At 59.5% G+C, this 21,271-nt stretch carries 22 protein-coding genes; 10 read left to right on the top strand and 12 right to left on the bottom strand.

Translation table 11 applies throughout. The features are described from left to right. Positions 1 to 11: 11 nt before the first annotated feature. The 7 genes from ACK4TM_RS00530 to ACK4TM_RS00500 all read left to right on the top strand — a co-directional run bounded on the left by ACK4TM_RS00530 (position 12) and on the right by ACK4TM_RS00500 (position 6,689). Entirely contained in the window at positions 12 to 1,616 is a 1,605-nt protein-coding gene (locus tag ACK4TM_RS00530; RefSeq protein ID WP_409695084.1) for an ABC transporter ATP-binding protein, read from the top strand. A 2-nt stretch (positions 1,617 to 1,618) separates the two neighbouring features. Further along, entirely contained in the window at positions 1,619 to 2,713 is a 1,095-nt protein-coding gene (locus tag ACK4TM_RS00525) for an ABC transporter permease (RefSeq protein WP_409695081.1), read from the top strand. Next, a complete protein-coding gene (locus ACK4TM_RS00520) occupies positions 2,710 to 3,132 on the top strand; it encodes a hypothetical protein (RefSeq protein WP_409695079.1) in 423 nt (140 codons plus the stop codon). Before ACK4TM_RS00525 ends, ACK4TM_RS00520 begins: the two co-directional genes overlap by 4 nt. Then, positions 3,133 to 4,101, top strand: a complete 969-nt coding sequence (locus ACK4TM_RS00515) for an ABC transporter permease (RefSeq protein WP_409695076.1) — start codon at positions 3,133 to 3,135, stop codon at positions 4,099 to 4,101. Next, positions 4,085 to 4,891, top strand: a complete 807-nt coding sequence (locus ACK4TM_RS00510; protein ID WP_409695073.1) for a purine-nucleoside phosphorylase — start codon at positions 4,085 to 4,087, stop codon at positions 4,889 to 4,891. Before ACK4TM_RS00515 ends, ACK4TM_RS00510 begins: the two co-directional genes overlap by 17 nt. A 134-nt stretch (positions 4,892 to 5,025) precedes the next feature. Next, positions 5,026 to 5,940, top strand: coding sequence for a sulfite exporter TauE/SafE family protein (locus ACK4TM_RS00505; RefSeq protein ID WP_409695070.1), 915 nt, complete (start codon positions 5,026 to 5,028; stop codon positions 5,938 to 5,940). After that, on the top strand, positions 5,940 to 6,689 hold the full coding sequence (locus tag ACK4TM_RS00500) for a TIGR02186 family protein (RefSeq protein ID WP_409695067.1): 750 nt from the start codon (positions 5,940 to 5,942) through the stop codon (positions 6,687 to 6,689). The genes ACK4TM_RS00505 and ACK4TM_RS00500 overlap by 1 nt, the downstream gene beginning before the upstream one ends. On the opposite strand, the gene ACK4TM_RS00495 is transcribed toward ACK4TM_RS00500, so the two are convergent. From ACK4TM_RS00495 to ACK4TM_RS00480, 4 genes are all read right to left on the bottom strand, one after another. Further along, the gene (locus tag ACK4TM_RS00495) at positions 6,686 to 7,396 is read right to left on the bottom strand and encodes an SDR family oxidoreductase (protein ID WP_409695064.1); all 711 of its coding nucleotides are present in this window, start codon (positions 7,394 to 7,396) and stop codon (positions 6,686 to 6,688) included. The genes ACK4TM_RS00500 and ACK4TM_RS00495 overlap by 4 nt on opposite strands. Beyond that, on the bottom strand, positions 7,393 to 8,919 hold the full coding sequence (locus ACK4TM_RS00490) for an AAA family ATPase (protein ID WP_409695061.1): 1,527 nt from the start codon (positions 8,917 to 8,919) through the stop codon (positions 7,393 to 7,395). The genes ACK4TM_RS00495 and ACK4TM_RS00490 overlap by 4 nt, the downstream gene beginning before the upstream one ends. Positions 8,920 to 9,119: 200 nt before the next feature. After that, positions 9,120 to 10,415, bottom strand: coding sequence for a crotonyl-CoA carboxylase/reductase (gene ccrA, locus ACK4TM_RS00485; protein ID WP_409695058.1), 1,296 nt, complete (start codon positions 10,413 to 10,415; stop codon positions 9,120 to 9,122). 117 nt (positions 10,416 to 10,532) lie between these two features. Beyond that, on the bottom strand, positions 10,533 to 11,930 hold the full coding sequence (locus tag ACK4TM_RS00480) for a 1-acyl-sn-glycerol-3-phosphate acyltransferase (RefSeq protein WP_409695055.1): 1,398 nt from the start codon (positions 11,928 to 11,930) through the stop codon (positions 10,533 to 10,535). Positions 11,931 to 12,065: 135 nt separating this feature from the next. Between ACK4TM_RS00480 and ACK4TM_RS00475 the strand changes: the two genes are divergently transcribed. The 3 genes from ACK4TM_RS00475 (at position 12,066) to deoD (ending at position 15,239) form a co-directional block, all read left to right on the top strand. After that, on the top strand, positions 12,066 to 14,033 hold the full coding sequence (locus tag ACK4TM_RS00475; RefSeq protein WP_409695052.1) for a methylmalonyl-CoA mutase family protein: 1,968 nt from the start codon (positions 12,066 to 12,068) through the stop codon (positions 14,031 to 14,033). Between the two features lie 93 nt (positions 14,034 to 14,126). After that, positions 14,127 to 14,453: an H-NS family nucleoid-associated regulatory protein gene (locus tag ACK4TM_RS00470; RefSeq protein ID WP_409695049.1), complete on the top strand. Its 327-nt coding sequence runs from the start codon at positions 14,127 to 14,129 to the stop codon at positions 14,451 to 14,453. A gap of 81 nt (positions 14,454 to 14,534) precedes the next feature. Beyond that, positions 14,535 to 15,239: a purine-nucleoside phosphorylase gene (gene deoD, locus ACK4TM_RS00465; RefSeq protein ID WP_409695046.1), complete on the top strand. Its 705-nt coding sequence runs from the start codon at positions 14,535 to 14,537 to the stop codon at positions 15,237 to 15,239. Here deoD and ACK4TM_RS00460 read toward each other — a convergent pair. The 8 genes from ACK4TM_RS00460 to ACK4TM_RS00425 form a co-directional block, all read right to left on the bottom strand. After that, positions 15,236 to 16,081, bottom strand: coding sequence for an urea carboxylase-associated family protein (locus tag ACK4TM_RS00460; protein WP_409695043.1), 846 nt, complete (start codon positions 16,079 to 16,081; stop codon positions 15,236 to 15,238). The two genes, deoD and ACK4TM_RS00460, sit on opposite strands and share 4 nt — an antisense overlap. 40 nt (positions 16,082 to 16,121) lie before the next feature. Then, positions 16,122 to 16,901 (bottom strand): succinate dehydrogenase iron-sulfur subunit, encoded by a 780-nt coding sequence (locus ACK4TM_RS00455; protein WP_409695040.1) that lies wholly within the window; start codon positions 16,899 to 16,901, stop codon positions 16,122 to 16,124. Positions 16,902 to 16,941: 40 nt separating this feature from the next. Then, a complete protein-coding gene (locus ACK4TM_RS00450) occupies positions 16,942 to 17,217 on the bottom strand; it encodes a hypothetical protein (RefSeq protein ID WP_409695037.1) in 276 nt (91 codons plus the stop codon). Then, the gene (gene sdhA, locus ACK4TM_RS00445) at positions 17,217 to 19,022 is read right to left on the bottom strand and encodes a succinate dehydrogenase flavoprotein subunit (protein WP_409695034.1); all 1,806 of its coding nucleotides are present in this window, start codon (positions 19,020 to 19,022) and stop codon (positions 17,217 to 17,219) included. Before sdhA ends, ACK4TM_RS00450 begins: the two co-directional genes overlap by 1 nt. A 21-nt stretch (positions 19,023 to 19,043) precedes the next feature. Next, a complete protein-coding gene (sdhD, locus tag ACK4TM_RS00440; RefSeq protein ID WP_409695031.1) occupies positions 19,044 to 19,415 on the bottom strand; it encodes a succinate dehydrogenase, hydrophobic membrane anchor protein in 372 nt (123 codons plus the stop codon). 12 nt (positions 19,416 to 19,427) lie between these two features. Then, entirely contained in the window at positions 19,428 to 19,811 is a 384-nt protein-coding gene (gene sdhC / locus ACK4TM_RS00435; RefSeq protein ID WP_409695028.1) for a succinate dehydrogenase, cytochrome b556 subunit, read from the bottom strand. A 230-nt stretch (positions 19,812 to 20,041) separates the two neighbouring features. Next, entirely contained in the window at positions 20,042 to 21,067 is a 1,026-nt protein-coding gene (locus ACK4TM_RS00430) for a MaoC family dehydratase (protein ID WP_409695025.1), read from the bottom strand. Next, the gene (locus tag ACK4TM_RS00425; RefSeq protein ID WP_409695022.1) at positions 21,064 to 21,267 is read right to left on the bottom strand and encodes a DUF1737 domain-containing protein; all 204 of its coding nucleotides are present in this window, start codon (positions 21,265 to 21,267) and stop codon (positions 21,064 to 21,066) included. Before ACK4TM_RS00425 ends, ACK4TM_RS00430 begins: the two co-directional genes overlap by 4 nt. Positions 21,268 to 21,271 lie beyond the last annotated feature (4 nt).

Here is a 21,271-nt window from a genome sequence, read left to right as displayed (position 1 = left end):
CAGGTGCCCGCATGACCGCCCCCGAACCCGCGATTGAACTCAAAGGCATTTCCAAGGCCTTTGGCCCGGTGCAGGCCAATAAGGATATTTCGATCCGCGTGATGCCCGGCACGATCCATGGTATCATCGGTGAAAACGGGGCGGGCAAGTCGACGCTGATGTCGATCCTTTACGGGTTCTACAAAGCCGACAAGGGCGAGATTTTCATCGCGGGCAAGAAGACGAACATCACCGACAGTCAGGCGGCGATTGCCGCTGGCATCGGCATGGTGTTCCAGCACTTTAAACTGGTGGAAAATTTTACCGTTCTGGAAAACGTCGTGCTCGGGGCAGAGGACAGCGGGCTGTTGCGCCCCTCGCTCGCCCGAGCGCGGCGCGAGCTCAAAGCACTGGCCACGGAATACGAACTCAACGTCGATCCCGATGCGGTGATCGAGGATGTGGGCGTCGGGATGCAACAGCGTGTCGAAATTCTCAAGGCACTGTACCGTCAGGCGGATATCCTGATCTTGGACGAACCCACCGGCGTGCTGACCCCCGCCGAGGCGGATCACCTGTTCCGCATTCTGGAAAACCTGCGCCGCGAAGGCAAGACCATCATCCTGATCACCCATAAACTGCGCGAGATCATGGAAATTACCGATACCGTCAGCGTGATGCGCCGGGGCGAAATGACCGCGACCGTCAAGACATCCGAGACCAGCCCACAGGAACTGGCCGAACTGATGGTCGGGCGCAAAGTGCTGCTGCGCGTGGACAAGACTCCGCCGGTGATCGGGCGCAAGATTCTGGAGATCCGCAACCTGAACGTCACCGACGATAAAGGCGTGCACCGGGTCAAGGATGTCAGCTTTGACATCCACGCAGGCGAGATTCTGGGGCTGGCTGGCGTCGCGGGCAACGGCCAGTCCGAATTATTGGAGGTCTTGGGTGGCTATGAAAAAGCCACCGGCACGGTGCTGATGAATGGGGTTGAGATTGACCTAACCGGCGCACGGTCCGACGGGCAAAGCAGGCGCGCCAATGGCATCGCCCATGTCCCCGAAGACCGCCAGCGCGAAGGGCTGATCATGGATTTCCACGCATGGGAAAACACCGCCTTTGGCTATCATCATGACCAGCGCTATCAGCGGTCACGGTTGTTCATGGATCACCAGGCGATCCTGAAAGATACCGAAGAAAAAATGGCCCGTTTCGACGTCCGCCCGCCTGACCCGCGCCTTCCAGCGAAAAGCTTTTCCGGCGGCAACCAACAGAAAATCGTTCTGGCGCGCGAGATTGAGCGCAATCCAGATCTGTTGCTGATCGGCCAACCCACACGCGGAGTCGACATCGGCGCGATCGAATTCATCCATCAGCAGATTGTTGCACTCAGGGATCAGGGCAAGGCTATTTTGCTGGTTTCGGTCGAATTGGAAGAAATTCTGTCCCTGTCCGACCGGATCGCTGTTATGTTCGATGGAAAAATAATGGGCGAGCGGATGCCACAAGATACCGATGAAAAAGAGCTTGGGCTGCTCATGGCGGGCATGACCGAGGCACCTGCGGGCGACGTGTTCCAAGCCGTCGCTGAAAACCTCGCCTATGCGGGTGACGGCGCGGGCAAGGGGGCCTGAGCATGGATGTGATGCCAAAATGGGCCGATGTGATCCTGATCCCGCTGATTTCGGTCCTCCTGGCGGCGATCTTGTCGGCGCTGGTGATCCTTGCCATCGGGGAAAATCCCTGGGCCGCGCTGAAACTGATGGTCGAAGGCGCGCTCGGGTCCACCTATGGCTGGGGTTACACGCTTTATTACGCGACCAATTTCATCTTCACCGGGCTGGCGGTTTCTGTCGCCTTTCATGCGCGCCTGTTCAACATCGGCGGCGAAGGTCAGGCAGTGCTGGGCGGTCTGGGCGTGGCCATCGCCTGTCTTTATATCCCTTGGCCGCATTGGACACTGGCGCTCTTGGGTGCCGGTGCCATGGCCGCAGCTTTCGGCGCGGCATGGGCGGCGATCCCGGCCTATCTGCAGGCAAAACGCGGCAGCCACATCGTGATCACCACGATCATGTTCAATTTCATCGCCGCCGCCTTGCTGAACTACCTGCTGATCGGCCCGTTGAAGGTATCCGGGTCCATGGAACCCGCCACCGCGACCTTTCCGGCCGCCACGCATCTGCCCTCGTTTCAGGATATGTTCAATTTTGGCGACACTACGTTTTTCCGTGGTGCGCCGGCCAATATCACCTTTTTCGTCGGCGTTGCCGCCTGTATCGCGATCTGGGCGCTGATCTGGCGCACAAGGCTGGGCTATGAATTGCGGTCCTATGGCCATTCAGAGGCTGCGGCGAAATATGCGGGCATCAGCCCGACCAAGATCATCATGGTCACCATGCTGATTTCCGGCGGTCTGGCCGGCATGATGGCGATCAACAATGTGCAGGGCGAGGCCGAACGGCTGGTCCTGAACGCAGTGGAGGGGGCGGGCTTTATCGGCATCGCCGTCGCACTGATGGGGCGCAGCCATCCTTTCGGGGTGTTGCTGGCGGCCTTGCTATTCGGGTTCCTCTATCAAGGCGGCGCAGAACTGGCGCTGTGGACCTCGATCCCACGTGAACTGATCATCGTTATTCAGGCTTTGGTGATCCTGTTCACGGGCGCACTCGACAATATGGTGCGTATGCCGCTGGAGCGGCTGTTCCTGACAATGAGGAGAGCAAAACAATGATGGCAGGACCTTTCAAAATCGGTGTCGAGGATGATACCGGCGCGGACCTCGGCTTTGTGCTGAGTTGCCTCGCACTCGGCATGATCACGATGGATGAATTGCACAAATGGATTCATCATGTGATCGCGCAGACACCGGGCGGGGATGTGCCGCCGCATCTGGTGGCACTGCTGGCGGTCAAGAACCGCGCCAATGTGTTCCGCCCGAACGAGGCGGTGATGAAGCGTATCCCGCATGATCCGTTCATCACCGATGACCGTTTCGACGCCATGCTGGGACTGCAATTTTTCATGCGCCGCGACAAACCGCAGGTGAACGATATCACCCAAGCCGAGGCCGAGACCGCATTGCGCCGCAACCCCGAAGTTGCAGATCGTTTCTTTGCGCTGTTCCCCTTCCTGACAGAGGCTGTTGCCTAAATGGATTTCGCCACCCTTTTGCAGATGCTAGACGCGACCTTGCGTCTGGCGACGCCGCTGTTGCTTGCCTGTCTGGCAGGCCTGTTTTCAGAGCGGGCCGGTATTTTCGATATCGGGCTGGAGGGAAAGATGCTGGCTGCCGCTTTTATGTCTGCCGCTGTCGCGGCAGTGACTGGCGATGTCTGGATCGGCCTGCTGGCGGGGATCGGCGCTTCCTTGGTTTTATCGGCGGTGCATGGTCTGGCCTCGATCACCTTTCGCGGGAACCAGTTGATTTCCGGTGTGGCGATTAATTTTCTTGCAGCCGGGCTGACGGTCGTTGCGGCGCAAAGCTGGTTCCGGCAGGGCGGACGCACCCCGCAATTGACCGGTGATGCGCGGTTCAACCCGATCACCCTGCCCTTTGCAGAGGCGATGCGCGAAGTGCCGGTCATCGGCCCGATCTATTACGAATTGATTTCCGGCCACACGATCCTTGTCTATGTCGCCCTGCTGACCGTGCCGCTGACATGGTGGGTCCTGTATCGCACCCGTTTCGGCCTGCGCCTGCGGGCCGTGGGCGAAAACCCGGCGGCTGTGGACACCGCCGGTGTTTCGGTGGTCGGTTTGCGCTTTGCCGCGGTTGGGATCTGTGGCGTGCTATGCGGTATTGCGGGGGCCTATCTGGCCACCGCGCTGCAAGCGAGTTTCGTCAAGGATATGAGCGCGGGACGCGGTTATATCGCGCTCGCCGCATTGATTTTCGCCAAATGGCGGCCTTGGTATGCGCTTTATGCCTGCCTACTGTTCGGTTTCCTGCAAGCGCTGTCGCTGCGCCCGGATATCATCACCAATGTGATCGGGTTCCGCGTGAACGGGCAATTGCTGGATGTGCTTCCCTTTATTCTGACCGTGATCATCCTTGCTGGCTTTGTCGGCAAGGCGATCCCCCCACGCGCAGGCGGCCAACCCTATGTCAAAGAACGCTGAAGCTCTTTCCACCCAGATCAAGGCTGTCGCGGGCGATGCCCCGGTGCGGCTTGGTCTGATCCTTGGCTCTGGCCTTGGCCATATCGCGGATGCGGTGGATGGGGTGAAAATTCCCTATACCGACCTGCCCGGCTTTCCCCATGCGGGCGTGTCGGGCCATAACCCCAACCTCGTGATCGGCGATCTGGAGGGTGTGCGTGTCGCAGTCTTTGGCGGGCGCGCGCATTACTACGAACAAGGCCGCCCCGATGCCATGCGCCTGCCGCTGGAGGTGCTGTGCGCGCTGGGTGGGCAATCTGTCATTGCCACGAATGCGGCGGGGTCAATGCGGGCGGATATGCCCACCGGGTCGATCATGTGCCTGTCTGATCACATCAACTTCTCGGGGCTGAACCCGCTGATCGGCGAACCCACAGATCAGCGGTTTGTGCCGATGAAAGACGCCTATGACCCCGCGATCCGCGTCGGCCTGCGCGCCGCCGCCGATAGCACCGGCATCGAAATGGCGGATGGCATCTATGCCTGGTATTCCGGCCCGTCGTTCGAGACGCCCGCCGAAATCCGCGCCATTGCGATGCTGGGTGCCGATGCCGTGGGCATGTCCACCGTGCCAGAGGTGATCCTTGCCAGATTCCTCGGCCTGAAGGCTGCCGCCATTTCCACGATCACCAATATGGCCGCGGGTTTAAGTGACGAAGCGATCAGCCACGAACACACCAAGGCAATGGCCCCGATCGGTGCTGCCAAACTGGAAAAGGTGCTGCGCGCTTACCTGCGAGGGCTGGCATAGGTCCAGTTTTAGCGCCGAAATAGCACCACTTGTTGCAAATGCTGCGTTTGCACTGCTGCGGCGGCGTCAGGATTTGACACCGGCGCCGATAAGGTGCTTTGTCCTTTTACTGGCCCTCTGTCCCGGACCGTTCAATGATCATTTACCTGCCTATCGCCGAGGTGTCGGTCAATGCCTTCCTGCTTTTGGGGTTGGGCGGCATGGTCGGCGTGCTGTCCGGAATGTTCGGCGTCGGTGGCGGCTTTCTGATCACACCATTGCTGTTCTTCATCGGCATCCCGCCTGCGGTGGCCGTGGCCACCAGTACCAATCAGATCGTTGCAGCGTCCATCTCTGGCGTGCTGGCGCATTTCAAGCGCAAGACCGTCGATCTGGTGATGGGCGGCGTGCTGCTGGTCGGCGGGTTGATCGGGTCAGCCATCGGGATCGTGATTTTCAACTACCTGCGTGCCCAAGGGCAGGTCGATCTGCTCGTACAGCTTTGCTATGTCATCTTTCTTGGTGCCATCGGCGCGCTGATGTTCGTCGAAAGCCTGCGCGCGATCAGACGGGCCAGCAAACCCGGTGCCCTGCCCGTGCGGCGCAAGCACAATTGGGTCCATGCGCTGCCGTTCAAGATGAAATTTCGTGTGTCCGGTCTTTATATCTCGGTCATTCCACCGATCCTGGTGGGCGTGCTGGTGGGAATATTGGCAGCGATCATGGGGGTCGGCGGCGGTTTCATCATGGTGCCTGCGATGATCTACATTCTGGGAATGCCGACCAAAGTGGTGATCGGCACCTCCTTGTTGCAGGTAATCTTTGTCGCTGCCTTTACCACGATGCTGCATGCCACGACAAACCAGACGGTTGATGTCTTGCTGGCGCTGCTCTTGCTGATCGGCGGCGTAATCGGGGCGCAGGTGGGCACGCGTATCGGCCTCAGGATGAAAGCGGAACAATTGCGCATCCTGCTGGCGCTTCTGGTGCTTCTGGTCTGCGGCAAACTGGCGTTCGATCTGCTGTTGATGCCGTCCGAACTTTATTCCCTTGGCGTGAGGGGGGCATGATGGTCCGGCTCATTGCGCTTTTGCTGCTGCTTGCCCTGCCCGCCAAGGCCGAAGAAATCGTGCTGGGCCTCAGCCGCGATGCGGTGGCGATTACCGTGACATTCCAGGGCTCGGACATCATCGTCTTCGGCGCGGTCAGCCGCGATGCCCCCGCCCCGCAGGACAGCAATCTTGGTGTCATCGTAACGATCGCCGGCCCGGATGAACCGGTGACCGTGCGGCGCAAGGCCCGCCGCATGGGGATCTGGGTCAATACCGACGCCGTCGATGTCAGCGCCGCCCCGTCGTTTTACGCCGTCGCCACCACCGACCCGATCTCAGAGGTGCTGCGCGACGTCGAAGATCTGCGCAACCGCATCACCATCCCCCGCGCGATCCGTGCGGTCGGTGCCACCGTGCCCGACAGCGCGGCCTTTACCGAAGCGCTGATCCGGATCAAGACCGACCAAAACTTGTATCAGATGCTGGAAGGGGCCGTGCAGCTGGATCAGGACACCTTGTTCCGCACCGCCATTTCGCTGCCTGCGACACTGACAGAGGGCGAGTATACTGCCCATATCTATCTGACACGCGACGGGGTGGTGATCGACGATTACGAAACAGCGATCCCGGTCGCCAAGGTCGGGCTGGAACGCTGGCTTTACAACCTCGCACATAATCAGGCGTTTCTTTATGGGCTGATGTCGCTGGCCATCGCGGCCGGTGCGGGCTGGCTCGCCTCCGCCGTCTTTGGCATGATACGCCGTTAGCCGCGTCCGATATGGGGCATCTTGGATGCCATCACCATCATGCTTTGCACATTCGCCTCTGGCGGCAAGGACGCCATGTGGAATACCGCCCGCGCCACATCTTCCACCGCCATGGTGGGCAGCGGCGGCAATCCTTCGGCTTCGCGTTTCAGTTCCAGCCCCTGCACCAGATCGGTACGCGCATTGCCGATATCAATCTGCCCGCAGGCGATATCAAAGGCACGGCCATCCAGCGACAGCGTCTTGGTCAGACCGGACACGCCATGTTTGGTGGTGGTATAGCAAATTGACCCTTCGCGCGGCGTATGCGCCGATATTGATCCGTTGTTGACGATCCGCCCACCCATCGGTGTCTGATGCCGCATCTGGCGAAACGCGGCACGCGCGCACAGGAACATCCCCGTCAGATTCACATCCAGCACCGCGCGCCAGTCATCCAGCGCGATCTCGTCAATCGTCGTCTGGGGGCCAAACATGCCCGCGTTGTTGAACAACACATCCAGATGGCCGAATGTGGCAAAGGCAGCATCGACCGACTTTTCATCGGTCACGTCGCAAGGCAAAGGCACCGCGTTGGGATGCGCCATTTCAACCAGAACCTCTGGCCGCCGCGCAATCAGGCCGACACGCCAGCCATTGTCCAGAAAATGCAGCGCGGTGGCCCGCCCGATCCCGGCGCTGGCGCCGGTGATGATGATGGTTTTCATATGTCCTCCGCTTTCAGTTCCAATGTCGACACCGGCACCTCCAGATCATCGACGCCAAGCGCCAGTTCCGGCCGCGCCAGCCGGTTACGCACGACCCAGCGCAATTGCGTTTCCGCCCGTGTGATCGCAACATAAGCAAGGCGTTTCCACAACGGCTGCCCCGCCTCCATCCGCCCCATGCGGCTGGCGATCTCGATATCGGGGGCAAAGACCTGCACCGTGTCCCATTGCGACCCCTGCGCCTTGTGGATGGTGACCGCCGCGCCATGCAGAAAGGTCGCGCCCATCCGCGCGGCAAAGGGGATGAACGGTTCGGCATCGCCTTCGAGTTCGATCTTGACGATACTGGCGGCAGAAATGCGGGGGTCTTCGGCCCCCATCACATGCAGCCGCGAAAAACCGGGTTTCTTGCCGGGGCCAAGGTAGATGACCTGCGCGCCCTTGATCAGCCCACGCGCCTCCAGATCCAGCCGTTTCTTGCGGTGTTTCAACGGCAGTTCGATCCCGTCACAGATCAGCGGCTCACCCGGCAGCAGCGCATCGACAGGTGCGCTGAAGGCAGAGCGGAAGGCATGGATCAGCTTGATCCGCGTCGCATTGCGCCAGACCAGACAGGGCGACCGCGCCATCAGATCGGCTTCGACCCGCTGCGCAATGACGACGCGATCGTCGCGCGCGGCGGCTTCGGCCACCAAGCGTTCAAAGGCATAGAAATCGATCATCGGGTCGGCAAGGGCATGGGCCAGATCAAGGATCGGGTTATCGGCATCCTGCCGGTGAATCCGGCTCAGCGTCAGGACCCGGTTTTTGGGCAAGGTTTCAAAAACCATTCCCCCGCTGGATTGCACCGGCGGCAATTGCGCCGGATCGCCGAACAGCAAAAGGGTCGGAAAAATCTCTTTCAGATCGTCGAATTGCTTAGCATCCAGCATGGAACTCTCGTCGACAAACCCGATGTCCAGCGGTTCTTCGCGCCGTTTCCAGCCGGTGATAAAATCGCTGCCACGCAGACCCGCCGCCGCCAGCGCCGCAGGCACTGACGTGTTAATCTGATATGAAGCCCAGGCGCGGTCCAATGCGATTTCGGTCAGACCTTCAATCTCGGGCCGCTCGCCCTGACCCGCTAGCCATTCGGCGATCTTTTCATATTCAGGGTCATAGACCGGGGTATAAAGAATCCGGTGGATCGTCGTCGCAGGCACCCCGCGGTTGCGCAGCACGCTGGCGGCTTTGTTCGTCGGCGCGAGAATCGCCAGCGTGCGCCGGTCCTTGCGCTTGCGCCCTTCCCAATCACCCGAGACGATATCGACACCCGCCTCGGCCAGCGCCTTATACAGTGCCGCCAGTAACATGGTCTTGCCCGACCCGGCCTTGCCAATGACAGCCAGCACAGATGACGCATCACTTTGCGGCGGTTGCAGCAGGCTGTCGTCCAGATCGACACCGGCCTGCCGCAGGGCAGTGGCGACATTATCCCAGGCTTCGGCCTGATCTTCGGAAAAGGTGATCACGGGTGCATTCATAGCGGCGACATTATCCGCGCCCGCCAGCCGTCACCACCGCCTTATCGCTAACTGCTGCGAAAAAACTTCACTGCGGGGAATATACAAAAACCTTCCCCGCGGGGCGGTTCGGCTCGCTTTGCTCGAAATACTCCCGCGCGGCGCGCATCCAGCCCTCTCGCGCGCCACCACCCGGTGGCAATGGCGCGCCTTGGGTGATCTCAGCGTCCCTCCCGTGACGCTTCGATCGTGTCGGCGAAGGTCCGCAGACCCATCGCCGGTGCCTGCACCAGCACGGCCATATTGCCGGGCTTATGTTCGTTGCGGCGCATCTTGGTATGGGCGAGCGGGATTTCAGCCCAGGTGAAACATTCCGACATGCAAGGGTCCAACCGGCGTTCGACCATCAGGTTATTGGCCGCGCTCGCCTGTTTGAGATGGGCAAAGTGGCTGCCCTGCAACCGTTTCTGGTGCATCCACATGTAACGGACGTCGAAGGTGCAGTTGAACCCGGTGGTGCCTGCGCAGATCACGACCATGCCGCCTTTTTTGCAGACCAGCGATGATACCGGGAACGTCGCCTCGCCCGGGTGTTCGAACACCATATCAACATTCTTGCCCTTGCCGGTGATGTCCCAGATCGCCTTGCCGAAACGGCGCGCCTCTTTCAGCCAGGTGTTGTATTCGGCGGTGTTCACCTTGGGCAATTGCCCCCAGCATGAAAAATCATTGCGGTTGATCACGCCTTTCGCGCCCAGCGACATCACAAATTCACGCTTGCTTTCGTCGCTGATCACGCCAATCGCATTGGCACCAGCGGTATTGATCAACTGGATCGCATAAGACCCCAGCCCACCCGAGGCACCCCAGACCAGTACATTCTGCCCCGGTTTCAGATCATGCGGTTCATGGCCGAACAGCATGCGATAGGCAGTGGCGAGGGTCAGCGTATAGCATGCGCTTTCTTCCCAGGTCAGATGCTGCGGACGCGGCATCAATTGCTGCGCCTGCACCCGGGTGAATTGCGCGAAGGATCCGTCAGGGGTTTCATAACCCCAGATCCGCTGGCTGGGCGAATACATCGGATCGCCGCCGTTGCATTCCTCGTCATCGCCATCGTCCTGATTGCAATGGATCACGACCTCATCGCCGACTTTCCAGCGCTTGACCTTGTCACCCACGGCCCAGACGATACCCGCCGCATCTGACCCGGCGATGTGATAGGCGGCACCATGGCCGTCAAAGGGGCTGATCGGTTCGCCCAGACCGGCCCAGACGCCGTTGTAATTCACACCAGCCGCCATGACGAGGACCAGTACCTCACCTGAGTCAATCGCGGGGGTTTCAACGACCTCTAGCTGGAACGCTTTCTCGGGCTCACCATGCCGTTCACGCCGGATCGTCCAAGCGTGCATCTGTGCAGGCACATGGCCCAGGGGGGGCATTTCGCCCATCGCGTAAAGGTCTTTACGTTCTGCCGCATAGGCAGCTTCACCAGTGGTGAGATCAAGGGCCATTTCCGTCTCCATCGCAATCAATCCAGTTTCGCGCCGCAGTGCAGAATCGCCACGCTTTATGGATTGATACGAAGCATCACGCAATATTGCAACACCAGTGGTCTATATTTTGTAATTTTATGTCTGCTGCGATGCAGAAACAGGCAGTGGCTCTGCAACGATGTCAAGATGATGGGCAATCGAATTGGCGTAATAGGTCAGGATGGGGGTTCCGATCCCAGTCACGGTGATTGCCCCACCTTGCAGGGAAATCAGGCGGCGCGCCTCCAGCCGTGCCAGAACGTCTGGGACCAAAGTCTCGGCCGTGCGGCGGGGGCGTGGCACGTGTTTGTCCTGCAATTGCTGCATAGATTGCGCGACTGCGGCGATCAGCGCGTCTTGTGAAATGTCACCTGCGCTCAGCAAATGCCGCGCCACCAGCGGCACTCCGGTCACCGGCGTCACATCTGCGATACGCTGCATCAATGTCAGGGCGACTTTCTGCGTCAGGTCCGGGGTGCCGGTGGATACGAATTTCGACAATTCCAACGGTTCGCCGAAACTGACCGAGGCGGTGCCATAGCGCTGAAACCGCCCGGTCAGGCGGAGCCATAAATGTTTGCCGAGCCTGCGTAACAAGCGCCAGAGCGGCGGGCGAAACCGGCGCGTGCCGGACTTTCCTGCGGCGATCAGGATCGTGTCTTCCAGCACGCGGTCATAATTCAGCGCGACGGGGACAAAGATCACCTCGCGCTGCGCAGGATCGAAATCCTCGATGATATAATTCAGCAATCCGGTGCGCGGGGCCGCCAGTTTACCATCCAGCGTCAGCCCGCCTTCGGGGAAGACGGCTTGCGTCACGCCGCCGCGCGTCGCCATCTGCACGTAGCGTGACAACACCCGTCGATAGAGCGCGCCGCGCGATTGCCGCCGGATGAAATAAGCACCCATCGCCCTGATGATCGGCGACAGCGGCCAGATTCGCGCCCATTCTCCCACTGCATAGGACAAGGCCCCGGCATTGGATGCCAAATAGGTCACCAACACGTAGTCCATGTTGCTGCGGTGATTGATGACAAAGACGACGGCGGCGTCGGGATCAATCTCTGCCATGCGTCTGCGGTCCAGCGTGCCAAGCTGAATGCGGTAAAGCGATTTCGACAGCCACCGCGCCAGCCTGATGCCGATGCTGAAATACGCGGTGGCCGAAAAGGAGGGTACGATTTCGCGCGCATAATGGCGGGCTTTTTCAAAGGCCACGTTTTCAGGGACGTTGTTGCGCCGCGCATGGTCCACGATCGCCTGCGTCACCTGCGGATCATAGATCAGCCGCTGGATCATGTCATAGCGGCGGGCGAGCTTGAACGGTTCTATCGGGCGCTGCAGCTTCTTGTTGACCCGCGCGATTACCCTTTCGGCCCGTTTGCGGAAAAACCAGCGGACAGAGGGGAAAAGGAAATGCGACGCGAAAGTCACCCCCGCGAACAGGACAATCAACACAAAGGCCCAGACCGGCAGGGTTATGGTTTGCGACATGGCGCGAAAGTGACAGGCTTCCGGCGCAAGGTAAATCCCGTCATGCCGCAATGCAGCGAATTGACAGCGCCACAAAATGTCCGATAAATGACCTACGGCGTAATTAAATTACGCTCCCTGATTCAGGAGAGACCCATGTCGCCGATGCAAAAAGACCGCCCCTGGCTGTTCCGCACCTATGCCGGGCATTCCACCGCTGCGGCGTCGAACGCGCTTTATCGTGGCAATCTGGCGAAAGGGCAGACAGGTCTGTCGGTCGCTTTCGATCTGCCGACACAGACAGGCTATGACAGCGACCACATTCTAGCCAAGGGTGAGGTGGGCAAGGTTGGTGTGCCGGTCGCGCATCTGGGGGACATGCGGATGTTGTTTGCCGATATCCCGCTGGACCAGATGAACACTTCGATGACGATCAACGCGACCGCGCCCTGGTTGCTCGCGCTCTATATCGCGGTGGCCGAGGAACAGGGTGCCGATGTCAGCGCGCTGCAAGGCACGGTACAGAACGATATCATCAAGGAATATCTGTCGCGCGGCACGTATATCTGCCCGCCGGAACCCAGTTTGCGGATGATCACAGATGTCGCGGCCTATACACGCGAACATCTGCCGAAATGGAACCCGATGAATGTCTGTTCCTATCACCTGCAAGAGGCGGGCGCGACACCGGAAGAAGAATTGGCCTTTGCCTTGGCGACCGCCACCGCCGTGCTGGACGATCTGCGCGGGAAAGTCCCGGCGGAGCATTTCCCCGAAATGGTCGGGCGCATTTCATTCTTTGTGAATGCGGGTATCCGTTTCGTAACAGAATTGTGCAAAATGCGCGCCTTTGTGGAATTATGGGATGAAATCTGCGCGAACCGCTATTGCGTGGCTGACGCGAAATACCGTCGTTTCCGTTATGGCGTTCAGGTCAATTCACTGGGTCTGACCGAACAACAGCCTGAGAACAACGTCTATCGTATTTTGCTGGAAACGCTGGCCGTGACCCTGTCGAAGAACGCCCGCGCCCGCGCCGTGCAATTGCCCGCCTGGAACGAAGCCCTGGGCCTGCCCCGCCCGTGGGACCAGCAATGGTCGCTGCGGATGCAGCAAATCCTGGCGTATGAAACTGATCTTCTGGAATTCGATGATCTTTTTGACGGCAATCCCGCCATTGACCGCAAGGTGAATGAACTGAAAGAAGGCACGCGCGCTGAACTTGCCCAGATCGACGGAATGGGCGGGGCGGTCAAAGCCATCGGTTATATGAAATCGCGGCTGGTCGAAAGCAATGCTGCCCGGATCGCCGGGATTGAAAGCGGCACGACCACGGTGGTTGGTGTGAATAAATGGCAGGCGGGGGAGCCGTCCCCGCTGACGGCTGGCGACGATGCGATCATGGCCGCCGATCCCGAGGCCGAGGCCGACCAGTTGCAGCGCCTTGCGTCATGGAAGGCGACCCGCGATCCTGCTGCCGTCCGCGAGGCATTGGCCGCCCTGCGCGACGCAGCGCGCAGCGAGACCAACATCATGATCCCGTCCATCGCCTGCGCCCGTGCGGGCGTGACCACAGGTGAATGGGCCGATGTGATCCGCGCCGTTTTCGGCCAGTATCGCGCGCCCACAGGCGTCAGCGCGAACCCCTCCAACCGGACCGAAGGGCTGGACGATCTGCGCGAACAGGTCAATCAGGTCAGTACTGCGCTGGGACGCAGGCTGAAGTTTCTGGTCGGCAAACCGGGGCTGGATGGCCATTCCAATGGTGCCGAACAGATCGCCGCACGCGCACGCGACTGCGGAATGGAAATTGCTTATGAAGGGATCCGGCTGACACCGGATGAAATCATCGCCTCAGCCCGCGATAGCGGCGCGCATGTGATCGGCCTGTCGATTCTATCCGGTTCACATATCCCGCTGGTGCGCGATGTCATGGCAAAACTGCAGACGGCCGGGCTAAGTTATATTCCGGTCGTGGCAGGCGGAATTATCCCTGATGATGACGCTATTGCGCTACGCGCCATGGGAGTCGCAAAAGTCTATACGCCCAAGGACTTTGAATTGAACAAGATCATGTGCGACATTGTAACTTTGGCAGACCCTCGGCGAAAGGCGGCTGAATAGCTGTCCTTTTAGGTATTCACGTCAAAGTGCTGTTTGTAATTCGAAACCCGCTTCCTATATACTCTTGGAACGTAACCGATAGCGGAATAAATTATGAATAAAGATCTTTCTTCAATGACCCGGGCTGAGCTGGAAAAGCTCAAGCTTCAAGTCGAAAAAGCAATCGTTGAAGCTGCCGAAAAAGACAAGAAAGCAGCATTGGCCGCTGCGGAAAAAGCGGCCGCCGAACATGGATTTTCGCTGGCAGAAATTACCGGCAGTGCCGGGCGCAAAGGCAAGGGCGCGCTAAAAGCAACGGCGCCCGCGAAATACCGTAATCCTGCCGATACAGACCAGACCTGGACAGGGAAGGGCCGGCAACCACAATGGTTTAAGGCTGCTTTGGCTGATGGCACATCGCCCGAAGCGATGGAAATCTGATAAAACAGGGGGAAAGGGCGTTGCCCTCTCCCGCTTTCTTTGCCACCGCGCTATTGTCGCCTCGACATAAAGGAGAGGCGAATGACAATTCATATCGGTGCTGCAATGGATGACATCGCCCCCACGGTGCTGATGCCTGGCGATCCTTATCGCGCAAAATGGGCGGCAGAGACATTTCTAGAAAATCCGCGCTGCATCAACGAGGTCCGCGGCATGCTGGGCTTTACGGGAACGTGGCATGGCCATCCGGTGACGATACAGGGGTCTGGCATGGGCATGCCGTCCCTGTCGATCTATGCCAACGAGCTGATCCGCGATTATGATGCCCAGACACTGATCCGCATCGGGTCCTGTGGCGGGATGCAGGATCATGTCGGCATCCGCGATGTGGTCCTCGCGATGAGCGCGACCACGCTGTCGACGCCCTCTGCCGGGATTTTCAGAGAGCTTAACTTTGCGCCCAGCGCTGATTTCGGCCTTCTGCTGGCGGCCTATCAGGCGGCACAGGCGAAAGGGGTGAAAACCCATGTCGGCGGCATCTATTCGTCCGATGCGTTCTACGACGAACGCCCCGATCTGAATGACCAGATGATGCGCCACGGGATCCTTGGGGTCGAGATGGAAGCAGCCGAGCTATATATCCTCGCCGCCCGTTACAAGCGCCGTGCGCTGGCGGTGCTGACAGTCAGCGACCACCTGATCACGCATGAGGCGCTGCCAGCGGAAGATCGTGAACGCAGCTTTGGGGATATGGTCGAAATCGCGCTTCAGGCCGCCTTTTCCTAGCGGCCGTGTGACCTGTCATAAGCATTGATCGCTGGTGGCACCCAGCCGTCCAGGGTGCCCGCCTGCGGCGAGAGCACCTCCATCAATAGCGGATAGCAGGCGGCAGTGTCTGAGGAATGCTCGGCGCTGCAATCCCCACCCGGACAGGCACTGAGCAGGGCAAGAAGGTCGATTTCCGCAAAAAGATCAAGGTGATCGCCGGGGCGCACCGGGCTTGCCTTCATGAAATACTGCCCGGTATCGCGGGTAAAGCCGGTACACATGAAGACGTTGAGCACATCATGCACATGGCGTTCGGCCTCATGCAAAGGCAGATCGGCGGCATCGGCCAATGCACGGGTCAGGTTGGAATGGCAGCAATGGTGATAATCGACGCCGGACAAGAGCCGCCCGGTATAAGGATCGCAGCGTGTGCCGATCACGTCATGCACCGAGCCACCGAAATCATCGATGCCGTACCAGCCCAGCGTGTCCGCCACGATCGTGGCCATCGGGCGCAGATAGGGGAAGGATGACCACAGCCTGTCACCTGTCGTGACATGTGTTCCGTGCAAGGCGCGGGTCTTGCCGGAATAGAACCGCTCATCCAGATTATCGGCGGCAAAGAGGTTCAGATCACCGACCTGCGGCCCATCGACGGATGAAATCCGCAAGACATGGCCCGCCGGCACATGGATCGCCGCTGCATCGCGCGGCGGCACCGTGACACGCGCAGCCGCCTGCGCACCGGCTGCCGCGCGTTGCAGCAGCGCCATATCAGGCTGCGGCAGTGTTTCCACAGGATAGCAGATTACCGGTTTGACCGCCCGGCGGGCAGCGGCATCGTCAGGTAGTTTATTCATCTTCAGAGCCCAATCCCCGCCGTTGGCATCAAGCTGTTACCTAGACCACCCGCTCAACCATCATGCCTTTGATGCTGGCGATGGCTTTGGCCGGGTTCAACCCTTTGGGGCAGGTCTTGGCGCAGTTCATGATCGTGTGGCAACGGTAGAGCTTGAACGGGTCTTCCAAATCATCGAGCCGCTCGCCCGTGGCCTCGTCCCGGCTGTCCACGATCCAGCGGTAGGCGTGCAACAGCGCGGCTGGCCCCAGATACCGATCGCCATTCCACCAATAGGATGGGCAGGATGTCGAACAACAGGCACACATCACGCATTCATAAAGCCCGTCGAGCTTCTTGCGGTCATCAATCGACTGCTTCCAGTCCTTGGCGGGCTCGTTCGATTTAGTCTCAAGCCAAGGCATGATGCTGGCGTGCTGGGCATAGAAATGCGTCAGATCGGGGATCAGGTCCTTGATCACCGGCATATGCGGCAGCGGGTAAATCTTGATGTCGCCCTTGATCTCATCCATGCCATAGATACAGGCCAGCGTGTTGATCCCATCGATATTCATCGCGCAGGACCCGCAGATGCCTTCACGGCAGGACCGGCGGAACGTCAGCGTCGGGTCAATCTCGTTCTTGATCTTGATCAGCGCGTCCAGCACCATCGGACCGCAATTATCCATATCCAGAAAATAGGTGTCAAGTTGCGGGTTTTTCCCGTCCTCTGGGTTCCAGCGATAGACCTGCACCTTGCGCAGGTTTGTGGCCCCTTCGGGCTTGGGCCAGGTCTTGCCTGTCGTCATGCGGGAATTTTTCGGAAGTGTCAGTTGTACCATTTGCTACATTCCTTCAATCACAGGCCTACGGCCCGTATTTTCATCTTAGCCGGGCCGGTCTGATCGGGGGTTGCCCTGTCAGACGCAGCACACAACTGTCATAGACTTCCAACGGATCACGCCCGCGCAGCGCGTCGGACGTGATGCCGATACTTGCGCTGGCGAAACCGCCGCTGTTGCTGTTCACGCCGACCGTGCCCCCAAACGTAGGACCCTGAGCATCGCGCGCGCGTTCTTCGCAGCGATCTGCGGCGCGTTCGGGCGAGACCGGCCCGCAGGCCGCCAGCGCGATGAACATGACCGCAACCAGCCGCATCAGAATGTCCGTTCTTTCGGCTTGATCCGGTCTTGCGAAATCCCGCCTTCGGCTTCGGTCGTCAGTGGCTTGGTGATCACGGGCCGATAGCTGAGCGTGGCTTTCGCCCCTTCGACATGGGCCAGCGTATGCACACGCCAGTTTTCATCGTCACGCTTGCTGTAATCCTCATGCGCATGGGCACCGCGACTTTCCTTGCGCGCCTCGGCGCCGACGATGGTGGCCAGAGCGTTGGGCATCAGGTTCGCCAGTTCCAGCGTTTCCATCAGATCAGAGTTCCAGACAAGGGTGCGATCCGTGACCTTGATATCATCCATCTTGCCCGCAATCGCGGTCATCTTGGCGACACCTTCGGCCAAAGTCTTGTCAGTGCGGAACACTGCCGCATCCGCCTGCATGGCACGCTGCATTTCCAGCCGCAGTTCTGCCGTGCCAACATTGCCTTTTGCGTGGCGCATCCCATCGAAACGGTCAAAGCAGGCATCGACTGATGATTGGTTCAGCGTCGGGTTGGGTGCGGCCCGGTCCACGACCTGCCCTGCGCGGATCGCGGCAGCACGACCAAAGACCACAAGGTCGATCAGGCTGTTAGACCCGAGTCGGTTTGCACCGTGAACTGATGCGCAACCCGCCTCACCCACGGCCATCAGGCCGGGAACAATCGCAGTGGGATCGTCGGCGGTCGGGTTCAGCACCTCGCCGAAATAATTGGTCGGGATACCGCCCATGTTGTAATGCACGGTCGGCAGCACGGGGATCGGCTCCTTGGTCACGTCGACACCGGCGAAGATGCGGGCACTTTCAGAAATACCGGGCAGACGTTCGGCCAAAGCCTCTTTCGGCAGGTGGTTCAGGTTCAGGTGGATATGATCGGAATTCGTGCCCACACCGCGCCCTTCGCGGATTTCCATTGTCATGCAGCGGCTGACGTAGTCGCGCGGTGCGAGGTCCTTGTAGTTCGGCGCATAGCGTTCCATGAACCGCTCGCCCTCGGAATTCGTCAGATAGCCGCCTTCGCCGCGCGCGCCTTCGGTGATCAGGCAGCCCGCGCCGTAAATACCCGTCGGGTGGAATTGCACGAATTCCATGTCCTGCAACGGCAGACCCTGACGTGCGACCATGCCGCCACCATCGCCGGTGCAGGTATGGGCGGATGTGGCGCTGAAATAGGCGCGCCCGTATCCGCCCGTAGCCAACACGACGGTCTTGGCGTTGAACACATGCATCGTGCCATCGTCGAGCTTCCACGCGATGACACCCTGACAGATCCCGTCAGCGGACATGATCAGGTCCAGCGCGAAATATTCGATATAGAACTCGGCCTTTTGCTTCAGCGACTGGCCATAGAGCGTGTGCAGGATCGCGTGACCAGTCCGGTCAGCGGCGGCGCAGGTGCGCTGCACGGCGGGACCTTCACCGAATTCAGTGGTATGGCCACCAAAGGGGCGTTGATAGATTTTGCCCTCTTCCGTCCGCGAAAACGGCACGCCGTAATGTTCCAGCTCGTAAACCGCCTTGGGTGCTTCACGGGCGAGATATTCCATCGCATCCGTGTCGCCCAACCAGTCAGAGCCTTTGACCGTGTCATACATATGCCACTGCCAGTGGTCCGGCCCCATGTTGGACAAGGAAGCGGCGATCCCGCCCTGCGCAGCGACCGTATGCGACCGGGTCGGAAAGACCTTGGTGATGCAGGCTGTGCGCAAACCCTGTTCGGCCAGCCCTAAGGTCGCGCGCAGACCCGCGCCGCCTGCCCCTACGACAATCGCGTCATAGGTATGTGTCTCGTATTCATAAGCGGCCATCTGGTGTTGCTCCGAAAAATTTTACAATGCGATGCGGATGATTGCGAAAACCGCAAACGCCGCCGCTGCATAAGACAGACAAATCATGCCAATGATGGCCGCCTTGCGGGCCATGCCATGGACATAATCCTCGATCACGGTTTGGACACCCAGCCGAAAGTGAAAAAACCCGACCAGCATGGTCAGAATGGCGATCACGGCGGGGAATGGCCGTTGGTAATAAGCGATCACCTCTTCATATGGTGCCCCAAGGGTCGCGCCGAAAGTGAAGACAAAAAACGGAATCAGCACCAGCAACGCCACAGAAGTGACCATCATCTGCCAATGGTGATGTGTGCCATGCTTGGCGGAACCCATGCCAACGGCGCGTTTGCGATCTGTCAGAAATGCCATCTGCGATATCCCTTACAATATAATGACGGTGAAAATCGTCAGGATCACCGACAACGCGACCATCATCTGACCGGCCATTTCGGACTTGTCGACGTCCAGCATCCGGCCAGAATCCCAGACCAGATGACGCAGCCCGCCCAAGGTGTGATACCAAAGCGCCCAGATCGACCCGAGCATGATCAGCTTGCCGAACCAGCTGGTGATGACGCCATTCGCTATGGCAAAAGCCTCGGGTCCGGTCGCGGCTGCGACGAACCACCAGACAATCAGCAAGGCGGCGACGAACAGCGCGTTGCCGGTGATCCGTACAAGGATCGAGGTGATGGAGGTCCATTGCGGACGATAAATTGAAAGATGCGGCGATAGCGGGCGATTGCCCCGGTTCACGTCGGCCATAAGTCTTCCCTTCAGTGGCTTGATGCTGTCCGGCTCGACAGCGCCTTGGCTTCCTACTTGCACCATTCAGCCGCCAGAGTCACGCGCAGCACAAGGGTTTTTCCGCGTGAATATGCCGCGCTTTGGCGGTTTTTTACATTTGTGATCACGAATTTTTCGGCTGTGATCACAGTATGATCAGTCTCTCGCTCGAATATCCCAGCCCACGGCCCGGCATTGCAAAACACGTGTCAGACCGGCATCAGTGCCCAGTAATCAAGGTCAAGCAGGACGTCGGGGTCATATTTCCCGTCCGCCCCGCGTAACAGGCCCGCCTGCCCCTTGGTCGCCACCAGCCGCAGCCGGATCGCACCGATGCCGGGGGCCGAGGTTTCCGCTATCTCCAACACTTCGGACCAGGCCCGCACCGTATCACCGGCAAAACAGGGGTTGGCATGCCCGCCGCCGTTCAGCGCCACGATCATCTGCGCATTTGCCAAGCCGTTGAATGACAAGGCCCGCGCGAGCGACATGACATGCCCCCCATAGATCAGGCGCTTACCATCGGCACGATTGGTCGCGTCGAAATGCACCTTGGCCGTGTTCTGCCACAGGCGCGTGGCCAGCATATGTTCGGCCTCCTCAACCGTCACGCCATCGACATGATCGATCACCTCGCCCACGGTATAATTGCCAAGGCGGTGCGGTTCACCCGCCAATGCGAAATCGTAGCCGCTGAAATCAAGGCCGCGTGGGATGACCAGATCAGCAACGTTCACCGCTTTTTGCAAGTCGGGTACGACCGTCGATGGCGCAGGTCCTGATCCACGTTTGCGCACCATTACCCAACGCACATAGGTCAGCAGCATGTCACCATGCTGGTTGCGGCCTGTGGTGCGCACCCAGACGACGCCCGACGTGCCGTTGGAATTTTCTTTGACCCCGATCACCTCGGATGTGGCGGTGATCGTATCGCCGGGCCAGAGCGGCGTGATCCAGCGCCCTTCGGCATAGCCGAGGTTGGCAACAGCGTTCAGCGATATATCGGGCACCGTCTTGCCAAAGACAGTATGGAAAGTCACCAGATCGTCCAAAGGGCTGAACGGCAGGCCGCAGGCCTGCGCGAACATATCCGAGGAATGCAGCGCATGCCGCGCGGGGTAAAGCGCGTGATAAAGCGCGCGTTCGCCCATCTTGACCGTCCGCGGCACGGCATGGGTGATCACATCACCGACGATGTAATCCTCGAAAAACCGGCCCGCACTGGTTTTCGTCATTGCTGTCCCAGTTTCATATCAGGCGAATATGGGGTGTCGATATCCTTGGTCACGGCCTGCCCGCAGCGCATCACGCCATTGGCCTGATCGAAGGCATAGGTCGGGCTGCCATAAAGCTCCCAGCCTTTTGACAAGGCGTCGGATACTTTGTGGCAGAAGGCGGAGGTGTCATCCTCAGTCAGCAAACGGTAAACTTTCATGGGA

Origin of the sequence: Yoonia sp. (assembly GCF_046292185.1) — a bacterium.
Taxonomy (GTDB): domain Bacteria; phylum Pseudomonadota; class Alphaproteobacteria; order Rhodobacterales; family Rhodobacteraceae; genus Yoonia.
The sequence above is the reverse complement of the archived record's forward strand: the minus strand, read 5'-3'. Positions and strand labels throughout refer to the sequence as shown.

What these genes read in the sequence shown, in the direction of transcription:
- ACK4TM_RS00530 (WP_409695084.1), top strand. Translation starts at nt 12, where the DNA reads ATGACCGCCCCCGAACCCGCGATTGAACTCAAAGGCATTTCCAAGGCC.
- ACK4TM_RS00525 (WP_409695081.1), top strand. Translation starts at nt 1,619, where the DNA reads ATGGATGTGATGCCAAAATGGGCCGATGTGATCCTGATCCCGCTGATT.
- ACK4TM_RS00520 (WP_409695079.1), top strand. Translation starts at nt 2,710, where the DNA reads ATGATGGCAGGACCTTTCAAAATCGGTGTCGAGGATGATACCGGCGCG.
- ACK4TM_RS00515 (WP_409695076.1), top strand. Translation starts at nt 3,133, where the DNA reads ATGGATTTCGCCACCCTTTTGCAGATGCTAGACGCGACCTTGCGTCTG.
- ACK4TM_RS00510 (WP_409695073.1), top strand. Translation starts at nt 4,085, where the DNA reads ATGTCAAAGAACGCTGAAGCTCTTTCCACCCAGATCAAGGCTGTCGCG.
- ACK4TM_RS00505 (WP_409695070.1), top strand. Translation starts at nt 5,026, where the DNA reads ATGATCATTTACCTGCCTATCGCCGAGGTGTCGGTCAATGCCTTCCTG.
- ACK4TM_RS00500 (WP_409695067.1), top strand. Translation starts at nt 5,940, where the DNA reads ATGGTCCGGCTCATTGCGCTTTTGCTGCTGCTTGCCCTGCCCGCCAAG.
- ACK4TM_RS00495 (WP_409695064.1), bottom strand. Translation starts at nt 7,396, where the DNA reads ATGAAAACCATCATCATCACCGGCGCCAGCGCCGGGATCGGGCGGGCC.
- ACK4TM_RS00490 (WP_409695061.1), bottom strand. Translation starts at nt 8,919, where the DNA reads ATGAATGCACCCGTGATCACCTTTTCCGAAGATCAGGCCGAAGCCTGG.
- ccrA (WP_409695058.1), bottom strand. Translation starts at nt 10,415, where the DNA reads ATGGCCCTTGATCTCACCACTGGTGAAGCTGCCTATGCGGCAGAACGT.
- ACK4TM_RS00480 (WP_409695055.1), bottom strand. Translation starts at nt 11,930, where the DNA reads ATGTCGCAAACCATAACCCTGCCGGTCTGGGCCTTTGTGTTGATTGTC.
- ACK4TM_RS00475 (WP_409695052.1), top strand. Translation starts at nt 12,066, where the DNA reads ATGTCGCCGATGCAAAAAGACCGCCCCTGGCTGTTCCGCACCTATGCC.
- ACK4TM_RS00470 (WP_409695049.1), top strand. Translation starts at nt 14,127, where the DNA reads ATGAATAAAGATCTTTCTTCAATGACCCGGGCTGAGCTGGAAAAGCTC.
- deoD (WP_409695046.1), top strand. Translation starts at nt 14,535, where the DNA reads ATGACAATTCATATCGGTGCTGCAATGGATGACATCGCCCCCACGGTG.
- ACK4TM_RS00460 (WP_409695043.1), bottom strand. Translation starts at nt 16,081, where the DNA reads ATGAATAAACTACCTGACGATGCCGCTGCCCGCCGGGCGGTCAAACCG.
- ACK4TM_RS00455 (WP_409695040.1), bottom strand. Translation starts at nt 16,901, where the DNA reads ATGGTACAACTGACACTTCCGAAAAATTCCCGCATGACGACAGGCAAG.
- ACK4TM_RS00450 (WP_409695037.1), bottom strand. Translation starts at nt 17,217, where the DNA reads ATGCGGCTGGTTGCGGTCATGTTCATCGCGCTGGCGGCCTGCGGGCCG.
- sdhA (WP_409695034.1), bottom strand. Translation starts at nt 19,022, where the DNA reads ATGGCCGCTTATGAATACGAGACACATACCTATGACGCGATTGTCGTA.
- sdhD (WP_409695031.1), bottom strand. Translation starts at nt 19,415, where the DNA reads ATGGCATTTCTGACAGATCGCAAACGCGCCGTTGGCATGGGTTCCGCC.
- sdhC (WP_409695028.1), bottom strand. Translation starts at nt 19,811, where the DNA reads ATGGCCGACGTGAACCGGGGCAATCGCCCGCTATCGCCGCATCTTTCA.
- ACK4TM_RS00430 (WP_409695025.1), bottom strand. Translation starts at nt 21,067, where the DNA reads ATGACGAAAACCAGTGCGGGCCGGTTTTTCGAGGATTACATCGTCGGT.
- ACK4TM_RS00425 (WP_409695022.1), bottom strand. Translation starts at nt 21,267, where the DNA reads ATGAAAGTTTACCGTTTGCTGACTGAGGATGACACCTCCGCCTTCTGC.